Source organism: Albimonas donghaensis (assembly GCF_900106695.1).
Lineage (GTDB): Bacteria > Pseudomonadota > Alphaproteobacteria > Rhodobacterales > Rhodobacteraceae > Albimonas > Albimonas donghaensis.
Window position 1 is genome coordinate 256610 of sequence record NZ_FNMZ01000005.1, and the last position, 15999, is coordinate 272608.

A 15999-nucleotide genomic window follows, 5' to 3' on the forward strand; every position below is an offset into this window, starting at 1 on the left:
CCTCGTCTTCCGGGTTCGCCCTCCCGGTCTTCCGGGTTCGCCCTCCCGGTCTTCCGGGTTCGCCCTCCCGGTCTTCCGGGTTCGCCCTCCCGCTCGCCCCCTCCGGCTGCGCCGGGCGCCGCGTCGGCCGGCCCGCTGGCGGGACCGTCTTGCCCGCGGCGCGCTTGACCGGCCCGCGTGCGGCGGGCGGTGCGGGGTGGGAAACGTCCGCGCCAGGCGCCCCGCCTCCTGCGCCGCGGGCGGGCGGCTGAAATCCTCGGCACGGTTGTCGCGGCGCCCCCGGCGACCCTCGGCGCGCCGGCCTCAGTAGCCGGTCAGCTCCATGTATCCGACGCCGGCGCGGCTGCCCTCGACCCGGATCGGACCCTCCCAATAGGGGAAGGACATGTCCATCCAGGCCGCCCTGTTCAGCGGCTCCACGATCAGCGCCAGGCCGCGGGACGGGATCTCCACCGTCCATTCCAGGGGGATCATGCGGCCCGCCACCTCGGCCTCGGCCGCCGGCGCCAGGGCGACTTCGGCCGGGTCCAGCCGCTCGATGGCGCCGTCGGGCCGGATCCAGGCCGCCGACAGGTAGGGCCGCGCCCCCACCCGCCGCATCCGGTAGAGCATCAGCTTGTCGCCCCCCTCCAGGTGGACCGAGAACCAGTCCCATCCCGGCTGGTCGGCCTCCAGCGGCTGCGAGCTCCATTCCCGGTCGAGCCAGGCGGGGCCGGAGACCTCGACCCGCTCGCCCCCCAGCCGAAGCTCGCCCGAGGCGCGCAGGAAGGGGGCGGAGTAGTAGTAGCTGGCCTGCCCGCGCTCGGACTTGACCGAATAGCCGGCGCGGCCCTGCAGCACCTCCGGCCCCTCGGCCCGCAGCCCGAGATCGTAGGAGAACCCGCGCCCCCCGGCCCGCAGCCGCAGGGGGGAGAAGCCCTCGCCGAGGCTCTCCATCCGCCAGTCGTCGATCCAGGCGCGGTAGGGCTGCGCCACCGCCCCCGCCTGCCCGACCCCGCCGCGCCCGAATTTCTCGGCCGTCAGGTGGCGGTCGGCGGAGGTGAGGGCCGCGTGCCCCATCCAGATCTGCGGCGAGGCCCAGCCGTCCAGCCCCGGATCCGGCGACACGGCCTGGCGGAACAGGGTCCACTGCACGCCGAAGGCGCGGCCGGCGGCGTCGGAGAGGTTGGCGGTCAGATACCACCACTCGATGCGGAAATCGGGATGCGGGCCGCGGTCGCGCGGGAAGGCGAAGCGGCGGCCCTCGACGACCTGCGAATAGCCCTCCGCGTCGGCGCCGAGGCCCGCATAGCCCTGGGCCGCGGCGCGCCCGCCCAGCCATGTGGCGGGCGCGGCCGCGCCGGTGACCGCCAGCGCCCCCAGCAGGCGCAGCGCGCGGCGGCGTCCCTCAGCGCTCATCGGCGAAGACCTTGGCGAGCGCGGCGGGAGAGGTGCGCAGGAACCCCGCCAGCGGGATCGCCGCGGCGAGCCCGGCCGCCGCGACCGCCAGCGCCGCCAGCCGCAGCCAGTCGGCGGGGAAGACATGCAGCGGCAGCCGCCAGCCGAAGGCGGCGACATTGACCACCGCCACCAGCGCCCAGGCCAGCGCCACGCCCAGCGGCGTCGCGAGCATCGCGGTCAGCAGCGCCAGCCCCATGATCCGTCCCAGCTCCATCGCCGCGAGCCTGCGGCGGCTCGTTCCCATCGCCCAGACCGGCGCGGTCTGCGGCAGGCGCGCCGCCGACAGGCTCAGCAACGCGGTGGCCAGCGCGATCCCCGCCACCCCGAAGGTCAGCGTGTTGAGCGCGCCGGTCACCGCGAAGGTCCGCTCGAATATGCGCGAGGACAGGGCGCGGATCGACCCCTGTTCCATCGCCGAGACCCCTTCCGCCGCGTCCAGTTCGGCCGCCACCGCCTCCGCCGCCTCGGGCGGGGTCACGCGCAGGGCGTGGCGGCCGCGCTCGGCCTCCGGCGCGCGGGCGGCGAGGGCCGCGTTGGACAGGCGGACCTGCCCCCTCGGGTTGCCGTAATCGGCGAAGATCGCGGCGACCGGCAGGGCCGCGCCCCCCGCCAGCGCCAGCGGATCGCCCAGCCCGAGGTCCAGCCGGCGGGCGAGCTGCTCGGAGATCATCGCCCCCTGCCCCGCCGCCACCCGGTCCCAGGCCCCCGGCGCGGCTTCCAGCAGCGGCCAGCGGCGCCGCCAGGTGGCGTGGTCCGCGAAGCCGCGCAGTTCCACCGGCGCGCCGTCCAGCACGGTTTCGGCCCGCCATTCGGGCAGGTCGGCGGAGATCCGCGGATCGGCGGCGATCAGGGCGGCGAGGCGGGGGGCGGCGCCGGGCTCGGCCTCGGCGTAGACCTCGGCGGCGAGGCGGTCCTCCAGCCAGCTCTCGAAGGTCAGGCGGAAGCCGTCGACCATGGAGCCGACGCCGACATTGGCCGCCAGCGCGATCATCAGCGCCATCAGGGCCAGCGACAGGCCGGGAAGCTGCTGGCGCGCATCCGCGGCCATCCAGGCGGCGAGCGGGCCCCAGCGGCGGTCGGCCAGCCCCTGCAACCCGGCCAGCGCCGCGCCCAGCGCCAGCGGCAGCGCCAGCGCGGCGGCGCCCAGCATGGCGCCGATCATGGCGAACCCGGCGACCAGCCCTTCGCCCCAGACCGCCAGCCCCGCGGCGACCACCGCCAGCGCCCCCGCCAGCGCGCCCTGCCGGGCGCGGGCGCGGCGGGCGGCGGCGAACCAGGCCTCGGGCCTCGCGCTGTCGAGCACCGGCATCCGCGCCGCTTTCCACAGCGCCCCGCCGGAGGCGACCGCCGCCCCCGCCACGCTCATCCCCAGGCCCCAGAGCCACCAGGACAGGGGCAGCGACAACGCGTCGGGGGCGGGCGCGTCGTAGAGCCCCCGCAGGCTCGCCGCCACGTCGGGCAGCAGGGCGGCGGCCACCGTCGCCCCCCCGGCGATCCCCGCGACCCCGGCCAGAAGCGCGAGCACCAGCAGCTCCGCCCCCAGCGCCGCGCAGAGCGTCCAGGCCGGCAGCCCGCAGGCGCGGAGCGAGCGCATCAGCCCGCGCCGCTGCTCGAAGGCCAGCCCCACCGCGCCATGGGCGATGAACAGCCCGACCGCGAAGGCGAGAAAGCCGAAAGCGGTGAGGTTGAGGTGAAAGCTCTCGGTCAGCTGCGCCGGGTCGGCGGCGGCGCGCGGGGCGGCGCGGCGCAGGTCGGGGGCGATGTCGGAGAGCGGGGCGGCGGGAAGCTCCGCGTCAGGGTCGAGCAGGAAGCGGGTGGTCCGCCCCTCCATCCCCGCGAGCCGCTGGGCGAAGCCGAAATCCATGATCAGCACCCCCGGCGCCGCGGCGGCGGAGGCGACCAGCGGCGGCGTCTCGCCCCGCGGGGTGGCGAGCCGGTCGCCCGCCCCGACCCCCAGCGCGTCGCCCAGTTCGGCCAGCGTGGCGGGCGCGATCAGCGCGCGGCCCGGCGGACGGGTGAAGGCGGCGTAATCGGGCGCGGGAGGAGCGTCGGCGTCGGCGTCGTTCCCGGCCTCGTCCTCGCCGGCGCCGAACAGGGCCAGGCCGGCGGCTTCGGGCAGGCTCACCGGCTCGACGCCCATCAGGCGCAGGGAGGCGGGGGCGCCCTCCACCGCGAGGTCCACGTCGATCAGGGGGCTGGCGGGCCATCCGGCCCGGCGCAGCGGGCCGAACCGGGCGATGTCGGCGGGGCCTCCGCCCTCGGCGACCAGGGCGGGGAGGGCGGCGGCGGACATGGCGCGGGCGGCGTCGTCATAGGCCCGCCGCGCCTCGGCGTTCAACGCCTGCACCCCGATCCACAGCCCGGTCGCGGCCGCCAGTCCGACCAGCGCGGCGGCCAGCAGCAGCGGCCGGCGGCGCCAGTGGCTGGCGAGCGCGGTCAGCGCCCAGAGGAACCCGCGCCAGTTCATCCCCGCACGCTCATGCCCATAAGCTCATTCCAGCCCGCTCATTCCAGCCGGCCGGCGCGCAGATGCGCCCGCCCCCCGAGCCGCCCGGCCAGCCGGGGCGAATGCGTGACCATCAGCAGCGCCGCCCCCGTCTCCGCCGCCAGTTCCAGCAGCAGGTCGAGCACGGCGTCCGAGGCCGCCTCGTCCAGGGCGCCGGTCGGCTCGTCGGCCAGCACCAGTCCCGGCCGCGCCGCCAGCGCCCGCCCGATGGCGACGCGCTGCTGCTGGCCGCCCGAAAGCTGCTCGGGATAGCGCCGCTCCAGCCCCGCCAGCCCCAGCCGCGCGACCAGGGCCGCGGTCCAGGCCCTGTCCGCGCGCCCCGCCAGCCGCGCCTGAAAGGCGATGTTGGAGGCGACGGTGAGGCTCGGCGCCAGGTTGAACTGCTGGAACACCAGCCCGACATGGTCGCGCCGCAGCCGGGCCCGCCCGGCGTCGCGAAGGCCCGTCAGGGACCGGCCGGCGATCCGAACCTCGCCCGCATCCGCCGCGTCCAGCCCGGCCGCGAGATGCAGCAGCGTGGACTTGCCCGAGCCGCTCTCCCCGGTCAGGGCCAGGCTCTCGCCCGGGGCCAGCGCCAGCGAGACGCCGCGCAGCACCTCCACCGGCCCCTCGGGGGAGGGATAGGTCTTTCGGAGGCCCTCGAGGGCGAGCGGGGGCGTGGGGGCGGCGGCGTCTTTCATGGATACGAGCCTCGCGCCCCGTCGACCCGCGCGCAACCGTCGGCGCGGACGCAGGCGGGGCGGCGGGCGCGGACGCAGGCGCGCGCGTGGGCGCCGGGGCGCGCGGGAGCCGGGGCGCCGCTCAGCGGGCCATTCCCAGCGCCCGCACGGCCAGCACGCCGGCGGCGGCGGAGCTTCCGGTGATGACCCCGCCCCAGAGCGTGTCGATGATCACCATGCGCCAGCTCCAGCCCTTCAGCGTCGCCATGTTCACCCATTCATAGGTGCCGTAGGCGAGCATCCCCAGGATGGCGCCGTTCAGCGCCGCGCGGGCCCAGGGCGGCATGACGCCTCCGCCCTCGCCCTGCGCCAGCGCGGGCCAGGAGCAGAACCACAGGATCCCGCCCACATAGAACAGGTAGAAGATGCCGGCGACGCCGAGCTTGGGGTCCTCCAGCATCATCGGGCCGATATTGCGCTCGAACAGCGCCTTCATGAACAGGGTGAGCATCGCCACGTCCAGCACGAGGAACGCCGCCATGGTCGCGAGGTAGAGCGCGACGAGCGTCATCTGGGGTTTCCCTTTCCCTTGCATCGGCGGCCATGGCCCCGTTCGGGTTCTCGTCCGGGGCCCCATCCGGAGCCCCCGGCCGCGCCGCCGTGGTTTCGCCGCGAACTGGCCCGATTCCGGCCCCGGTCAAGGGCGGGCGGGGGCGGGAGCGATCACGGGCCTGAGAGGCGCGTCGCACCAGCCCCGCCCCGGCCCTGCCCGCCCCCGCCTCAGCCGGCGGAGGGGGCGAAGAGGTTGCGCGGCGGCTCTCCCGGCGCGGCGGGAGCGGCGGCGGACGCCGCGGCGGCGGCCTCCGCGTTCCGCTTCGTCTTCCCCCGCATCACCAGCGCGAACATCGGGGGCGTGAAGTAGAAGCTGACCACGGTCGACAGCAGCACGCCGCCGGCCACCGCCATGGCGAAGGGCGGCCAGAAACCGCCGCCCCCGACGATCAGGGGCAGGAATCCGCCGAAGGTGGTGACGGTCGTGGACACGATATGGCGCGAGGCGCCGAGAACGATCTCGGCCATCCGGTCCCGGTCGCCGGCCGCCGCCAACGGATCCTCCTGCAAGGCGGTCATGATGATGATGGCCGCGTTGATCGACACCCCGATGGAGCCGATGACCCCGATCACCGCGGTGATCCCGAACGGATACTGGAAGATCGCCAGCGCCAGGATCGACAGCCCGGCCGACAGCCCCATGACCACCACCGCCACGCCGGCCAGCCGGAAGCTGTTGAAGGTCAGCACCACGGTGGCGAAGGACAGGGTCAGGATCAGCCCCAGCGGCGCCATGAGGTTGGTGATGACCTCGTTGCGCGCGTCCGAGTCGCCGCCGACCTCCAGCCGGTAGCCCGGGGGGACCTCGAACCCCGCCTCGTCCAGCGCGGCGCGGGCGCGGGCCAGCGCCGCCTCGGGCAGCACGCCCCAGCGGACATAAGCCTGCACGGTGTTGGTCCGCTCGCCCCCGCGGCGCGAGATGGCGCTTTCCGACGGGATCACCCGCATCTCTCCCAGCGTCGACAGCGGGATCAGCGCGCCGCCCGGCGCGACCACGTCGAAGGTCTCGACGAAGCCCGCATCGGCCCGGTCGGCGGCGCCGACGCGCACGCGGACCGGCAGCTCCTCCGACCCCTCGACCAGCGAGCCGCCGGTGACGCCCTCCAGCGCGGCGTCGAGCTGGCGGGCGACCGACACCAGGTCGAGCCCCGCGAGCCGGGCGCGCTCCTCGTCCAGCGCGAAGGCGAGCTTGGGGGCGCCGCCCTCCATGCTGGTGCGGGCCATGATCACGTCCGGCACGCGGGCGACGATGCGGCGGGCCTCGTCGCCCAGGCGCCGCAGCTCGGCCAGGTCGGGGCCGACGAATCGCAGCTCCACCGGCGCGTCCACGGGCGGGCCCTGCACCAGGTCGCGCACGATGATCCGCGCGCCGGGGGCCGCGGCCCCGAGATCGGATTGCAGATGAGGGACGAGCCGCGCGGTGGCGGCGTTCGACTCGGTGGTGATCAGCGCGCGGGCGAAGCCGGGGGCGTTATCCCGGTTCATCAGCATGTTGTAGTAGAAGGACGGTGCCGAGGACCCGGCCACCCAGACGATGCGGCGGATGCCGTTCTCGGCCTCCAGCGCCGTCGACAGCCGTTCCGTCACCCGCTCGGTCGCGGCCAGGGAGGCGCCGGCGGGCATCTCCACGTCGATATAGAACTGGTCGCGGTCCACGCCGGGGAAGAATTGCGGGGTCAGCGAGGGGAAGGCGAGGAACCCCATCACCGGCAGCGCCAGCGCCCAGGCGGCGGCGGGTCCGGGATGGCGGATGGCGAGCCGCAGGGAGCCCGCGAAAAGCCGCCCCGCCGCCCCGCCGGAGATGCCGTTGGTGATCCAGCCGCGCCGGGCGCCCGAAGCGTCATGCGGGTCTGGCAGGATCCAGCCGGCGAGCGCGGGGGTCACCGTCATGGCGATGATCAGCGACCAGACCAGCATGGCGATGACCGAGATCGCGATGGCCCCGACGAAATCCCCCGCCGGGCCGGGCAGCAGCACCATCGGCATGAAGGCCAGCGCCGTGGTGACGGTGGAGGCCAGCAGCGGCGCCCCCAGCCGCCCCACCGCGTCCCCCACCGCGTCGAGCCGCGCCATCCCCGCGGCCAGCCTCCGGCGGATCTCGTCGGTCATCACGATGGCCGCGTCGACCAGCAGGCCCAGCGCCACGATCATGCCGGTGACCGACATCTGGTGGATGGGAATGCCGATGAAATTCAGCGTCGCCAGCGAGGCGAGCCCCACCAGCGGCAGCACCGCCGCCACCACCAGCGCCGCCCGCAGGCCCAGCGTCAGCAGCAGCACCGCCACCACCAGCCCGACGCCGACCGCCATGTTCAGGCCGACCTCGGCCAGGCGGTCGGCGGTGTAGCCGGACTGGTCGAAGATCAGCTCATGGCCCAGGCCCTCGGGCAGGGTCGCCTCATAGGCGTCCAGCGCGCGGCGGACGTCGGTGATCCAGGCGTCGACCTGGCGGCCTTCCTCCATCTTGGCGGCGACCAGCACGGCGCGGCGGCCGTCCAGCCGCGCCAGGCTGGGGGTCGGGACGCGGGCGGTCTTGGTCACCTCGGCCACGTCGCCCACCCGCGCCGAATGGCCGGCGGCGTCGGTGGCGATGGGGATCTCGCGCACCCGGTCGAGGCTGCGGATCTCCCCGCCCACCTCGATCAGCATGTCCGAGCCCTCGCCCCGCAGCCGCCCGGCCGAGACCTTGGGGTCCGCCGCCTCGATCGCCGCGGCGACCTGCGCGGCGCTCAGGCCCAGGGCGGACAGGGCGGTGGGGTCGATGGTGACCAGCACCTCCTCCTCCGGCGCCCCGAAGGCGCGCACCAGCGACACGCCGGACACGGCGCGCAGCCGATCCTCCAGCGCCTCGCCATAGCGGCCGAGCACCGCGTCGGTGACCCCCTCGCGGGTCGGGAACACGGCGGAGATGGCGGAGAAGGCGCCGGTGCGGTCGTCGTCGAAATCGGGCTCGGGCACGCCGGGGGGCAGGTCCCTCGCCACGTCCGACAGGGCGTCGCGGATATCGGCCCAGGCCTCGGAGACCTCGGCGAGGTCGAGGAATTCCGACAGCTCCACCCGCACCGCGCTGACCCCGGAGGAGGAGGTCGAGGAGATGGTCTTGATCGCCGCGATCTCTCGCAGTTCGGCCTCGACCTTCTCAGTCACCAGGGCCTCGACGCGGGCCGGGTCGGCGCCGGGATAGGGCGTGACCACGGTGGCGAAGAGGTTGGTGAAGGTCGGGTCCTCCTGCCGGCCGATGGACAGATAGGCGGAGGCGCCGGCGGCGATGACCACCAGGATGGCGAGCGCCGTCAGGCGGGCTTCGCGGAAGAACAGCGTGCGCATCCGGGGGTCTCCGGCTCGGGCCATGGGAGGGGGGAGGGGGGGAGGGGGGAAGCGGGTCGGGGAAACGGGTGGGGGGACGACCGCCGGGCTCAGCGCCCGGCGATCAGGTCCGGGGCGAGCGCGCCGCGGCCGGGGGCGTCGTCCAGCACCGCGGGCAGGATCATGGGATCGACCGGCATCCCCGGCGCGACCTTGTGGGCGCCGGCGGCCACGACCAGCTCCCCGTCCCGCAGGGCGCCGCGGACGAAGGCCTCGCCCTGCGCCACGTGCAGCACTTCCAGCGCCGCGGCGCGGGCGACATAAGCGCCCTCGCGGTCAGGATCGGGGACGGCGATCAGGGCGGTCCACAGGCCCTTCTCGCCCTCGCGCAATGCGGTCAGGGGCAGCCAGAAGCCGTTCGCCTCGCGCCATTCCTCGGCGATCACCTCGACCGTGCTGCCGAAGGCGACGCTGCGGCCCTCGGGCAGGAGCAGGTCCAGAAGCGCGGCGCGGGTGCGGGTGGCGGGGTCGATGTCCGGGCGCAGGGCGGCGACGGCGGCGACCAGGCGGCGGGCCTCGGGATCGGACGACGCGGCCGACAGGCCGCCGGCGCCGGCGGTCAGCTCCACCTCCACCAGCGCGCCGGGGGCGAGACGGGCCGCGGCCCGCTCGGGCAGGCCGACGCGGATGCGGGGGCGGCCGGTCTCGATCAGCTCCACCACCGGGGCGCCGGCGGAGATCACCGCGCCTTCGTCCACGCGCCGCGCCGCGACCTCGCCGGCGAAGGGCGCGCGCAGTTCGGCATGGGCGAGGTCGATGCGCGCCGCGGCCAGCCCCGCCTCCGCCTGCCGGATCGAGGCCGCGATGCGGTCGGTTTCCGAGCGCGCCTCGTCCCAGCGCTGGTCCGAGGCGAAGCCGCGTTCGCGCAGCGCCTCCTGCCGGTCGGCGGTGCGGCGGGCGAGATCGGCCTGCGCCTCCAGCACGGCGCGCTGGGCGGTGAGTTCGTCGATGCGCGCCTCGATGCGCGAGGTGTCGAGCCGGGCGATCAGGGCGCCCTTCTCCAGCCGCAGGCCCTCCCGCGCCGCGACCTCGACCACGGTCCCGGCGATGTCGAAGGCGGCGGAGACCTCGCGCGCCGGCTCCACCACGCCGAGACGCCGGGTCTCGACGCTCAGGCCGCGGACCCGGACGACGCGCAGCGCCTCGACCCGGGCCGCGGGGGCGCCGGCGGTTTCCAGCGGGGCGTCGGCGCGCTCGCGCAGGGCGGCGGCGCCGAAATTGGCGGCGGCGCCGGCGGCGACGATCAGGGCAGCGCCCAGCGCCAGCCGCCCCGCGCCCCGGGCCATGCGGGAGAGGCGGCGGGAAGGGGACCCAGGCTCGGGGCGATGGCTCGAAAGCGTCATGACGTGGGGTCCAGTGCTGGGGGCGGGCCGGTTCTGGGATGCGGGGGCCGGTTCTGGGGGCCGGCGCTGGCGCAGGGGGTGGCGGCGGGGGTGGCGAAGTTAGCGTTGCTCACATAAGTTAGAGCCTCTAACTTGCATCGCAACCCCAATCCGGCGGAAAATCGACGAGATCATGGCGAAAAAGATTCCCCCTCCGCCGTCGGGCGCCGCCGCCGACCCGTCCGACCCCGCCCCCGGGGCCGGCGGCGAAGGGCGTTTCGGCTGCGCGTTCTCTCGCCGGCGCAACCGCTATCACCATGGCGATCTCGCGCAGGCGCTGGTCACGGCGGTGCGCACGCTGGTGGAGCGGGACGGGGTGGAGAAACTGTCGATCTCGGGCGCCTGCCGGATGGCCGGCGTCTCCTCCGCCGCGCCCTACAAGCACTTCAGGGACCGCGCCGACATCCTGCGCGCGCTGTGCCGGGAGGGGTTCGGAGAACTGCGCGAGGCGATGGCGACGGCGGCGGCCGCGATCCCCGCGCCGGGGCCGGACCGGCTGGCGGCGCTGGGCAAGGCCTATCTCGCCTATGCCGAGGCCAATCCGGGCCTGTTCGGGGTGATGTTCGGCATGAAACGCGAGCTTCACGACCCCGAGGACACGCGCACCCACGAGATCGCCCATGCCAACATGCTGATCGTGATCGCCGAGGTCGGCGCGGCGCTGGGCGAGGACCCGCCGGGCGAGGAGGCCCACCGCCTGGCCTGCGTGTTGTGGACCTTCGTGCACGGGGCCGCGACGCTGACGCTGGACGGGGATTACGAGGCGGCGGGGGTCGAGGTGGACACCCACGCGATGATCGACCTCGCCGCGCACCGCCTGGTTCCCGCACGCTGATCCGGCCGCGCCCCGCAGGCTGATCCGGCTGCGCCCCACAGGCTGATCCGGCTGCGCCCCACAGGCTGATCCGGCTGCGCCGGGCCGCGCGACGACCCTTCCGAGGGCCGCGGCCGCGGCGCCCGCGCGGCGTTGCGCCGGATGCGCGGGCGGCCCCGCCTGCGAACCCGCGCGTTGCGCCCCCACCCCACCGAACCGCCGAACCACCGAACCACCGAACCTCGGAACCTCGGAACCGCCGCGAGACGGCGCACGGCCGAAGCCCCCTGAACGCCTGGCGAAGCCCCCCCGCCGGGCCGTATCCGCGGATCGGCGCGCCTGCCCCACCCTCGACCGGCCGGCAAGTCACTGGGTCGGCCTCCCTCCCGCTCCCCTCTCCCCGCGGGGAGAGGGACAGGGCGAGGGGGCGCCCGAAGGCCGCCTGCGGCCGGAGAGGACGGAATGCCCGCGAGGGCGCCGCCGGTTCCGCCCTCGGCCCGTCGCCGGGAAGGGCGGAGCGCGCGGCGGCGGCCCGGCGCCCGGAAGCCCCCGCCTTCGGGCCTCCCGCGAGCCGCATGGAACCGCGTTTCTCCTGCCGGAATTGCGCCGCACCACCTCTCCGAACGTGTATTGTTTCACTGGACGCGCCATTCGTTCATGTTCAGCCTACCCAAAGGGAAACGACTCGCGGCCTGTCGCGCGAGCATCCGGAGGGAGACAGACATGATCCGACATTCGTCCGCCGCCTCGGCGACGCTCGCCGCGGGACTGGGCCTCGGCCTCGCCATGGCGGCGAGCCCGGCCCAGGCGCTCTATCTGAACTATCTCAACATGACCGTGGCGCTGGGGCCGAGCATGGCGCCCGAGCCCTTCGCCAACACCACCACCGCCGTGGCGCTGGCCAACGCCATCGACGCGCCCAGCGCCGATGCGGGCGAAATCCACGTGTCGCCGACCACGCATGTCTGGATCAACTCGGCGCCGCTGGAGCTGGTGTTCACGTTCAACGACGACTACGACCTGGAAACCCTGCACTTCTGGAACTACTTCACCGAGCAATACGACGTCGACAACATCAATTTCGAGTTCCGCAACGCCGCGAGTTCGGTGGTCGGCGCGTTCGATTTCGCGCCCGACACCGGCACCTCCGCGCCAGAGACGGCGCAGGACTACGGGCTGTCCTTCCCCGAGCGCGTGCGCTCGGTGACCGCCATCTTCACCGGAACCAACGGCGAGGTGGATTTCAACAATATCGGCTTCACCGCCTCGGTGTCGGCCCCGGTTCCGGTTCCCGCCGCGGGCGGACTGCTGGCCGCGGGTCTCGTCGGACTGGCCGCGGTCCGCCGGCGACGCCGGGCGGGCTGACCGCGCGGCGAACCCCGGCGCCCGCCCCGACCGGGAGCGGCGCCGGGCCCCGACCCCGGACCCGGGCGCGCCCGTCGGGTCAGTCCTCGAACATCGCCACCGCGCGAACGAAGCCCGCCGAAGCGCCCTTGATCTTCCACGGGAAGCAGGAGATCTGGAACCCGCTCCCCGGCAGCTGGTCGAGACCGGCCAGCTTCTCCATGTGACAATAGCCGATGTCGATGGAGGCGCGGCGCCCCTCCCAGATGATCGAGGGATCGCGGGTCTCGGCCCATTTCCTGGCGGTCAGCGCGAAGGGGGCGTCCCAGGACCAGGCGTCGGCGCCGGTGACGCGCACCCCGCGCTCCAACAGGTGAAGCGTCGCCTCCCGTCCCATCCCGCAGCCCTTGAGCAGGTAGTCGTCGCGCCCATAGGCCTCGCCGGCGGAGGTGTTGACCACCACGATATCGAGCGGGCGCAGGTCGTGGCCGATGCGCTTCAGCTCCGCCTCCACGTCGGCGGCGGTGACCAGATAGCCGTCCTCCATGTGCCGGAAGTCGAGTTTCACGCCGGGCTGGCAGCACCATTCCAGGGGCACTTCGTCGATGGTCCAGGCCTTCTCGCCGCCATTCATGGTGGAGTGGTGGCGCCACGGCGCGTCGAGATGGGCGCCGTTATGGGTGGAGATCTCCAGCCGCTCGACCGCCCAGCCGTCGCCGCCGGGCAGGTCGGCCGAGGTGAGGCCGGGGAAGTAGGCGGCGATCTGCGGGGCGGTGTCCTTGTGGGTGTGGTAGTCGATTTTCGGCAGCATCTGCGGCGGGTCGGAGGCGATGCCCGCCTCCAGCGCCACGGAGAGGTCTACGAAGCGGCGGGCCATGCGGGGTCCCTCCCGGGGATTGTCGTTGCGCGTCGGCCGTCTGGCGCAGCCGGTTCAGAGGCGAGCCTGACGCAGGGCGGACGTTGGGGCAAGCCGGGGAGCGGGGGGGGCGAGCCGGGGCGCGGGACTTGCCGAAGCCGCTCGCCCCGGGCGGCGGCCGGCGCGGGCTTTCGGCGGAGGAAGCCGCGCGACGCCCCGCCCGCCCGGCCGCGCCGGGGCGCCCGCGCGGCTCGGAACCGGGGCGAGAGCGGGGAGGGGGCGAGCGGAGAGCGGAGAGCGGAGAGCGGAGAGCGGAGACCAGAGACCAGAGACCAGAGACCAGAGACCAGAGACCAGAGACCAGAGACCAGAGACCAGAGACCAGAGACCAGAGACCAGAGACCAGAGACCAGAAAGATCTCGCCCGTATCCGGTGCGCCAGTCCCTCCGCCTCCTTTTTTCGGGACTGCGCTGGATGCCTCTTCCCGGCACGGGGTCGGGGGGGCGCGCGAGCGTCGCGCGGCCAGCGGAAGGCGACACGGCGCATACGCTTGCGGCGCAGGCCCCGCCGCCTGCTCCTGCTCTTGCTCCTGCTCCTGCTCCTGCTCCTGCTCCGAAACGTGGTCGCGCCGAGCGCCTCGGCGCCCGCAACCCGCACGGCCATCCACCACCCGCCATGCGCCATAGAAAGCCGCTGGCGCGCCGCACCAGGCTCCGCCCATGGCGGGGCCTCAGGCCCGCGACGCGCGCGCCACGAGGCTGATCGCCCCCGCCCATGGCTCTCCCGCTCCGGCCTCTCTCCCCCTTTCCTCCCCCTCCTCCACCGCGCCGCCGCGACGATTGACGCTGTGCTCGCGCGCCCGCGCCTGTCGAGCCCCGATCCGGCCGCGGCGCCCATTCCGCCCCGCGGACCGCGCCTCGCCCCCCGCCCAGGCCGCGCCGGTCCCCGCCCGGCCCCCGCCGCCACCGGCGCCGCAGCCCGCAACGCCGCGCGGGCGCCCCGGCGCAACCGGCGGAACGGTCGACGCGCGGCACCCCTCTCCGCCCTCCGGACGTCGCCGCATTGAGCCCGCCGCCGCGGCGCGCTATGGCTGGCGCCTCGCACGCTCCCCGACGGAGACCGCATGCAGGATCCCCGACCCGAAGCCGCCCCGGACCCCGAGGCGCCGGCCCTCGCCGCCGCCCTGCCCGGCCCCGCGGCCGGCCTCGCGGGGCTGCTCGGCCGGCGCCGCGCGCGGGCCGGCGGGCGCTTCGCCGCCTCCGCCGCGCTGACCCGGCCGGCCTGGGCGCTGGCCCTGCTCTGCGCCGCGCCCGCGATCTCGGTGCTGGTCACCGCCCTTTTCGGAAGCTGGGAGCTGCTGGGCCTGATGATCCAGGCCATGCTGCCCCGCTACGCGCTGGCGACCCTGCAGCTCGCGGCGCTGGTCGGGCTCGGCGCCGGGCTGATCGGCGTGGGCGCGGCGGTGCTGGTCACCGGCTACGCCTTCCCCGGGCGCCGATTGTTCGAGGTGGCCCTGGTCGCGCCGCTGGCCTTCCCGGCCTATGTGCTCGCCTACGCCTACACCTACCTGCTCGACCATCCCGGCCCGGTGCAGACCCTGCTGCGCGAGGTCATGGGCTACGGTCCCCGCGACTACTGGTTCCCCGAGATCCGGAGCCTCGGCGGCGCGGCCCTGATGCTGACGCTGGTGCTCTATCCCTATGTCTACCTCATGACCCGCGCCGCCCTGCTGCACCAGTCGGTCACCGCCCAGCATGTCGCCCGCACCCTGGGCCTGCCGCCGCGCAAGGTGCTGCTGCGCGTCACCCTTCCCATGGCCCGCCCGGCCATCGTCGGCGGCCTCGCGCTCGCCCTGATGGAGACGGTGGCCGATTTCGGCACCGTCGCCCATTTCGGCGTGCAGACCTTCGCCACCGGCATCTACCGGGCCTGGTTCTCGATGGGCGACCGGGCGGCGGCGGCGCAGCTTTCGGTCTGCCTGCTGACCATCGCGCTGGCGCTCGCCGCCATCGAGCGCGCCCAGCGCGGCGCCGCGCGCCGCCACCAGGCCGGCCGCCGCTACGAGGCGCTGCAGGACGTCCCCCTGACCGGGGCCGCCGGCTGGACCGCCGCGCTGTTCTGCTTCCTGCCGGTGCTGCTCGGCTTTCTCGCGCCGCTGGCCATGCTCGGCTCCATGGCCCTGCGCGCCTGGGGGCCCGACATGATGATCGAGCGCTACTGGGGCTTTTTCGCCAATACCGTGATCCTCGCCTCCTGCGGGGCGGCGCTGACCATGGGGGCGGCGCTGATGATCGGCTATGCGGGCCGGCTGGCGCCCGGGCCGGGGGCGCGGGCGGCGCAGCTGGGGGCCTCGCTGGGTTACGCCGCGCCCGGCTCGGTCATCGCGGTGGGGCTGCTGGCGCCGCTGGCGATGCTCGACAACCAGCTCGACGCCTGGTCCCGCGCGGCCTTCGACCTGCCGCTGGGGCTGCTCTTCACCGGCTCCATCGCCGCCATCCTGCTGGCCTACATGACCCGCTTCATGGCCGCCGGGCTGAACGCCGTGTCGGCGGGGTTCGAGACGGCGGGGCCGAATATCGACGCCTCGGCCCGGGTGCTGGGCTGCTCGGTCTGGGGGGTGGCGCGCCGGGTGCATGCGCCGATGCTGCGCGGCTCGATCCTGACCGGCGCGCTGATCGTCTTCGTCGACGTGACCAAGGAGCTGCCGGCCACGCTGATCCTGCGCCCCTTCGACTTCGACACGCTGGCGGTGCAGGCGCATCGGCTGGCCTCGGACGAGCGGCTGACCGAGGCGGCGCTGCCCTCGCTGGCCATCGCGGCGGTGGGCATGGCGCCGGTGCTGCTGCTGGCCCGCGCCATCCGCAAGAGCCGGCCCGGCGCGTCGTAGGATGCGCTGCGCGCGCCCTGTCGCCGGTCTCGCTCTCAGGGCGGCCCTGGCTCTCGGGGCGCAGCTTATGGCGATGGCCCGCTGAGAAAGGGCCGGGACGGGGGCGGGCGGAACCGCCCTCGCCCCCCCGGT

10 protein-coding genes are annotated in these 15999 nt (G+C 74.9%); 3 read left to right on the forward strand and 7 right to left on the reverse strand.

Features of this window, described 5'->3' with window-relative positions; all coding sequences use genetic code 11:
- Window positions 1–303: 303 nt before the first annotated feature.
- From BLV24_RS15280 to BLV24_RS15305, 6 genes are all read right to left on the reverse strand, one after another.
- Window positions 304–1398 (reverse strand): lipocalin-like domain-containing protein, encoded by a 1095-nt coding sequence (locus BLV24_RS15280; protein WP_092683306.1) that lies wholly within the window; start codon window positions 1396–1398, stop codon window positions 304–306.
- Complete coding sequence (locus tag BLV24_RS15285; protein ID WP_092683308.1) at window positions 1388–3907, reverse strand: ABC transporter permease; 2520 nt, start codon at window positions 3905–3907, stop codon at window positions 1388–1390. Before BLV24_RS15285 ends, BLV24_RS15280 begins: the two co-directional genes overlap by 11 nt.
- 38 nt (window positions 3908–3945) lie before the next feature.
- Complete coding sequence (locus BLV24_RS15290; RefSeq protein WP_092683310.1) at window positions 3946–4626, reverse strand: ABC transporter ATP-binding protein; 681 nt, start codon at window positions 4624–4626, stop codon at window positions 3946–3948.
- Window positions 4627–4747: 121 nt separating this feature from the next.
- Window positions 4748–5176, reverse strand: coding sequence for a DUF2177 family protein (locus BLV24_RS15295; RefSeq protein ID WP_092683312.1), 429 nt, complete (start codon window positions 5174–5176; stop codon window positions 4748–4750).
- A 209-nt stretch (window positions 5177–5385) separates the two neighbouring features.
- A complete protein-coding gene (locus BLV24_RS15300) occupies window positions 5386–8544 on the reverse strand; it encodes an efflux RND transporter permease subunit (RefSeq protein ID WP_092683314.1) in 3159 nt (1052 codons plus the stop codon).
- 89 nt (window positions 8545–8633) lie between these two features.
- Entirely contained in the window at window positions 8634–9926 is a 1293-nt protein-coding gene (locus tag BLV24_RS15305; RefSeq protein WP_092683316.1) for an efflux RND transporter periplasmic adaptor subunit, read from the reverse strand.
- 172 nt (window positions 9927–10098) lie between these two features.
- Between BLV24_RS15305 and BLV24_RS15310 the strand changes: the two genes are divergently transcribed.
- Both BLV24_RS15310 and BLV24_RS15315 read left to right on the forward strand, forming a co-directional pair.
- Window positions 10099–10800: a TetR/AcrR family transcriptional regulator gene (locus BLV24_RS15310; protein ID WP_092683319.1), complete on the forward strand. Its 702-nt coding sequence runs from the start codon at window positions 10099–10101 to the stop codon at window positions 10798–10800.
- A gap of 702 nt (window positions 10801–11502) precedes the next feature.
- Entirely contained in the window at window positions 11503–12144 is a 642-nt protein-coding gene (locus tag BLV24_RS15315; RefSeq protein WP_092683321.1) for a VPLPA-CTERM sorting domain-containing protein, read from the forward strand.
- Between the two features lie 79 nt (window positions 12145–12223).
- On the opposite strand, the gene BLV24_RS15320 is transcribed toward BLV24_RS15315, so the two are convergent.
- Entirely contained in the window at window positions 12224–13000 is a 777-nt protein-coding gene (locus BLV24_RS15320) for a cyclase family protein (protein ID WP_092683324.1), read from the reverse strand.
- 1103 nt (window positions 13001–14103) lie between these two features.
- Between BLV24_RS15320 and BLV24_RS15325 the strand changes: the two genes are divergently transcribed.
- Window positions 14104–15867, forward strand: a complete 1764-nt coding sequence (locus tag BLV24_RS15325; RefSeq protein ID WP_092683326.1) for an ABC transporter permease — start codon at window positions 14104–14106, stop codon at window positions 15865–15867.
- Window positions 15868–15999: the final 132 nt, after the last annotated feature.

Coding starts and splice junctions, on each gene's coding strand:
- BLV24_RS15280 (WP_092683306.1), bottom strand. CDS start 1,398: ATGAGCGCTGAGGGACGCCGCCGCGCGCTGCGCCTGCTGGGGGCGCTG.
- BLV24_RS15285 (WP_092683308.1), bottom strand. CDS start 3,907: ATGAACTGGCGCGGGTTCCTCTGGGCGCTGACCGCGCTCGCCAGCCAC.
- BLV24_RS15290 (WP_092683310.1), bottom strand. CDS start 4,626: ATGAAAGACGCCGCCGCCCCCACGCCCCCGCTCGCCCTCGAGGGCCTC.
- BLV24_RS15295 (WP_092683312.1), bottom strand. CDS start 5,176: ATGACGCTCGTCGCGCTCTACCTCGCGACCATGGCGGCGTTCCTCGTG.
- BLV24_RS15300 (WP_092683314.1), bottom strand. CDS start 8,544: ATGCGCACGCTGTTCTTCCGCGAAGCCCGCCTGACGGCGCTCGCCATC.
- BLV24_RS15305 (WP_092683316.1), bottom strand. CDS start 9,926: ATGACGCTTTCGAGCCATCGCCCCGAGCCTGGGTCCCCTTCCCGCCGC.
- BLV24_RS15310 (WP_092683319.1), top strand. CDS start 10,099: ATGGCGAAAAAGATTCCCCCTCCGCCGTCGGGCGCCGCCGCCGACCCG.
- BLV24_RS15315 (WP_092683321.1), top strand. CDS start 11,503: ATGATCCGACATTCGTCCGCCGCCTCGGCGACGCTCGCCGCGGGACTG.
- BLV24_RS15320 (WP_092683324.1), bottom strand. CDS start 13,000: ATGGCCCGCCGCTTCGTAGACCTCTCCGTGGCGCTGGAGGCGGGCATC.
- BLV24_RS15325 (WP_092683326.1), top strand. CDS start 14,104: ATGCAGGATCCCCGACCCGAAGCCGCCCCGGACCCCGAGGCGCCGGCC.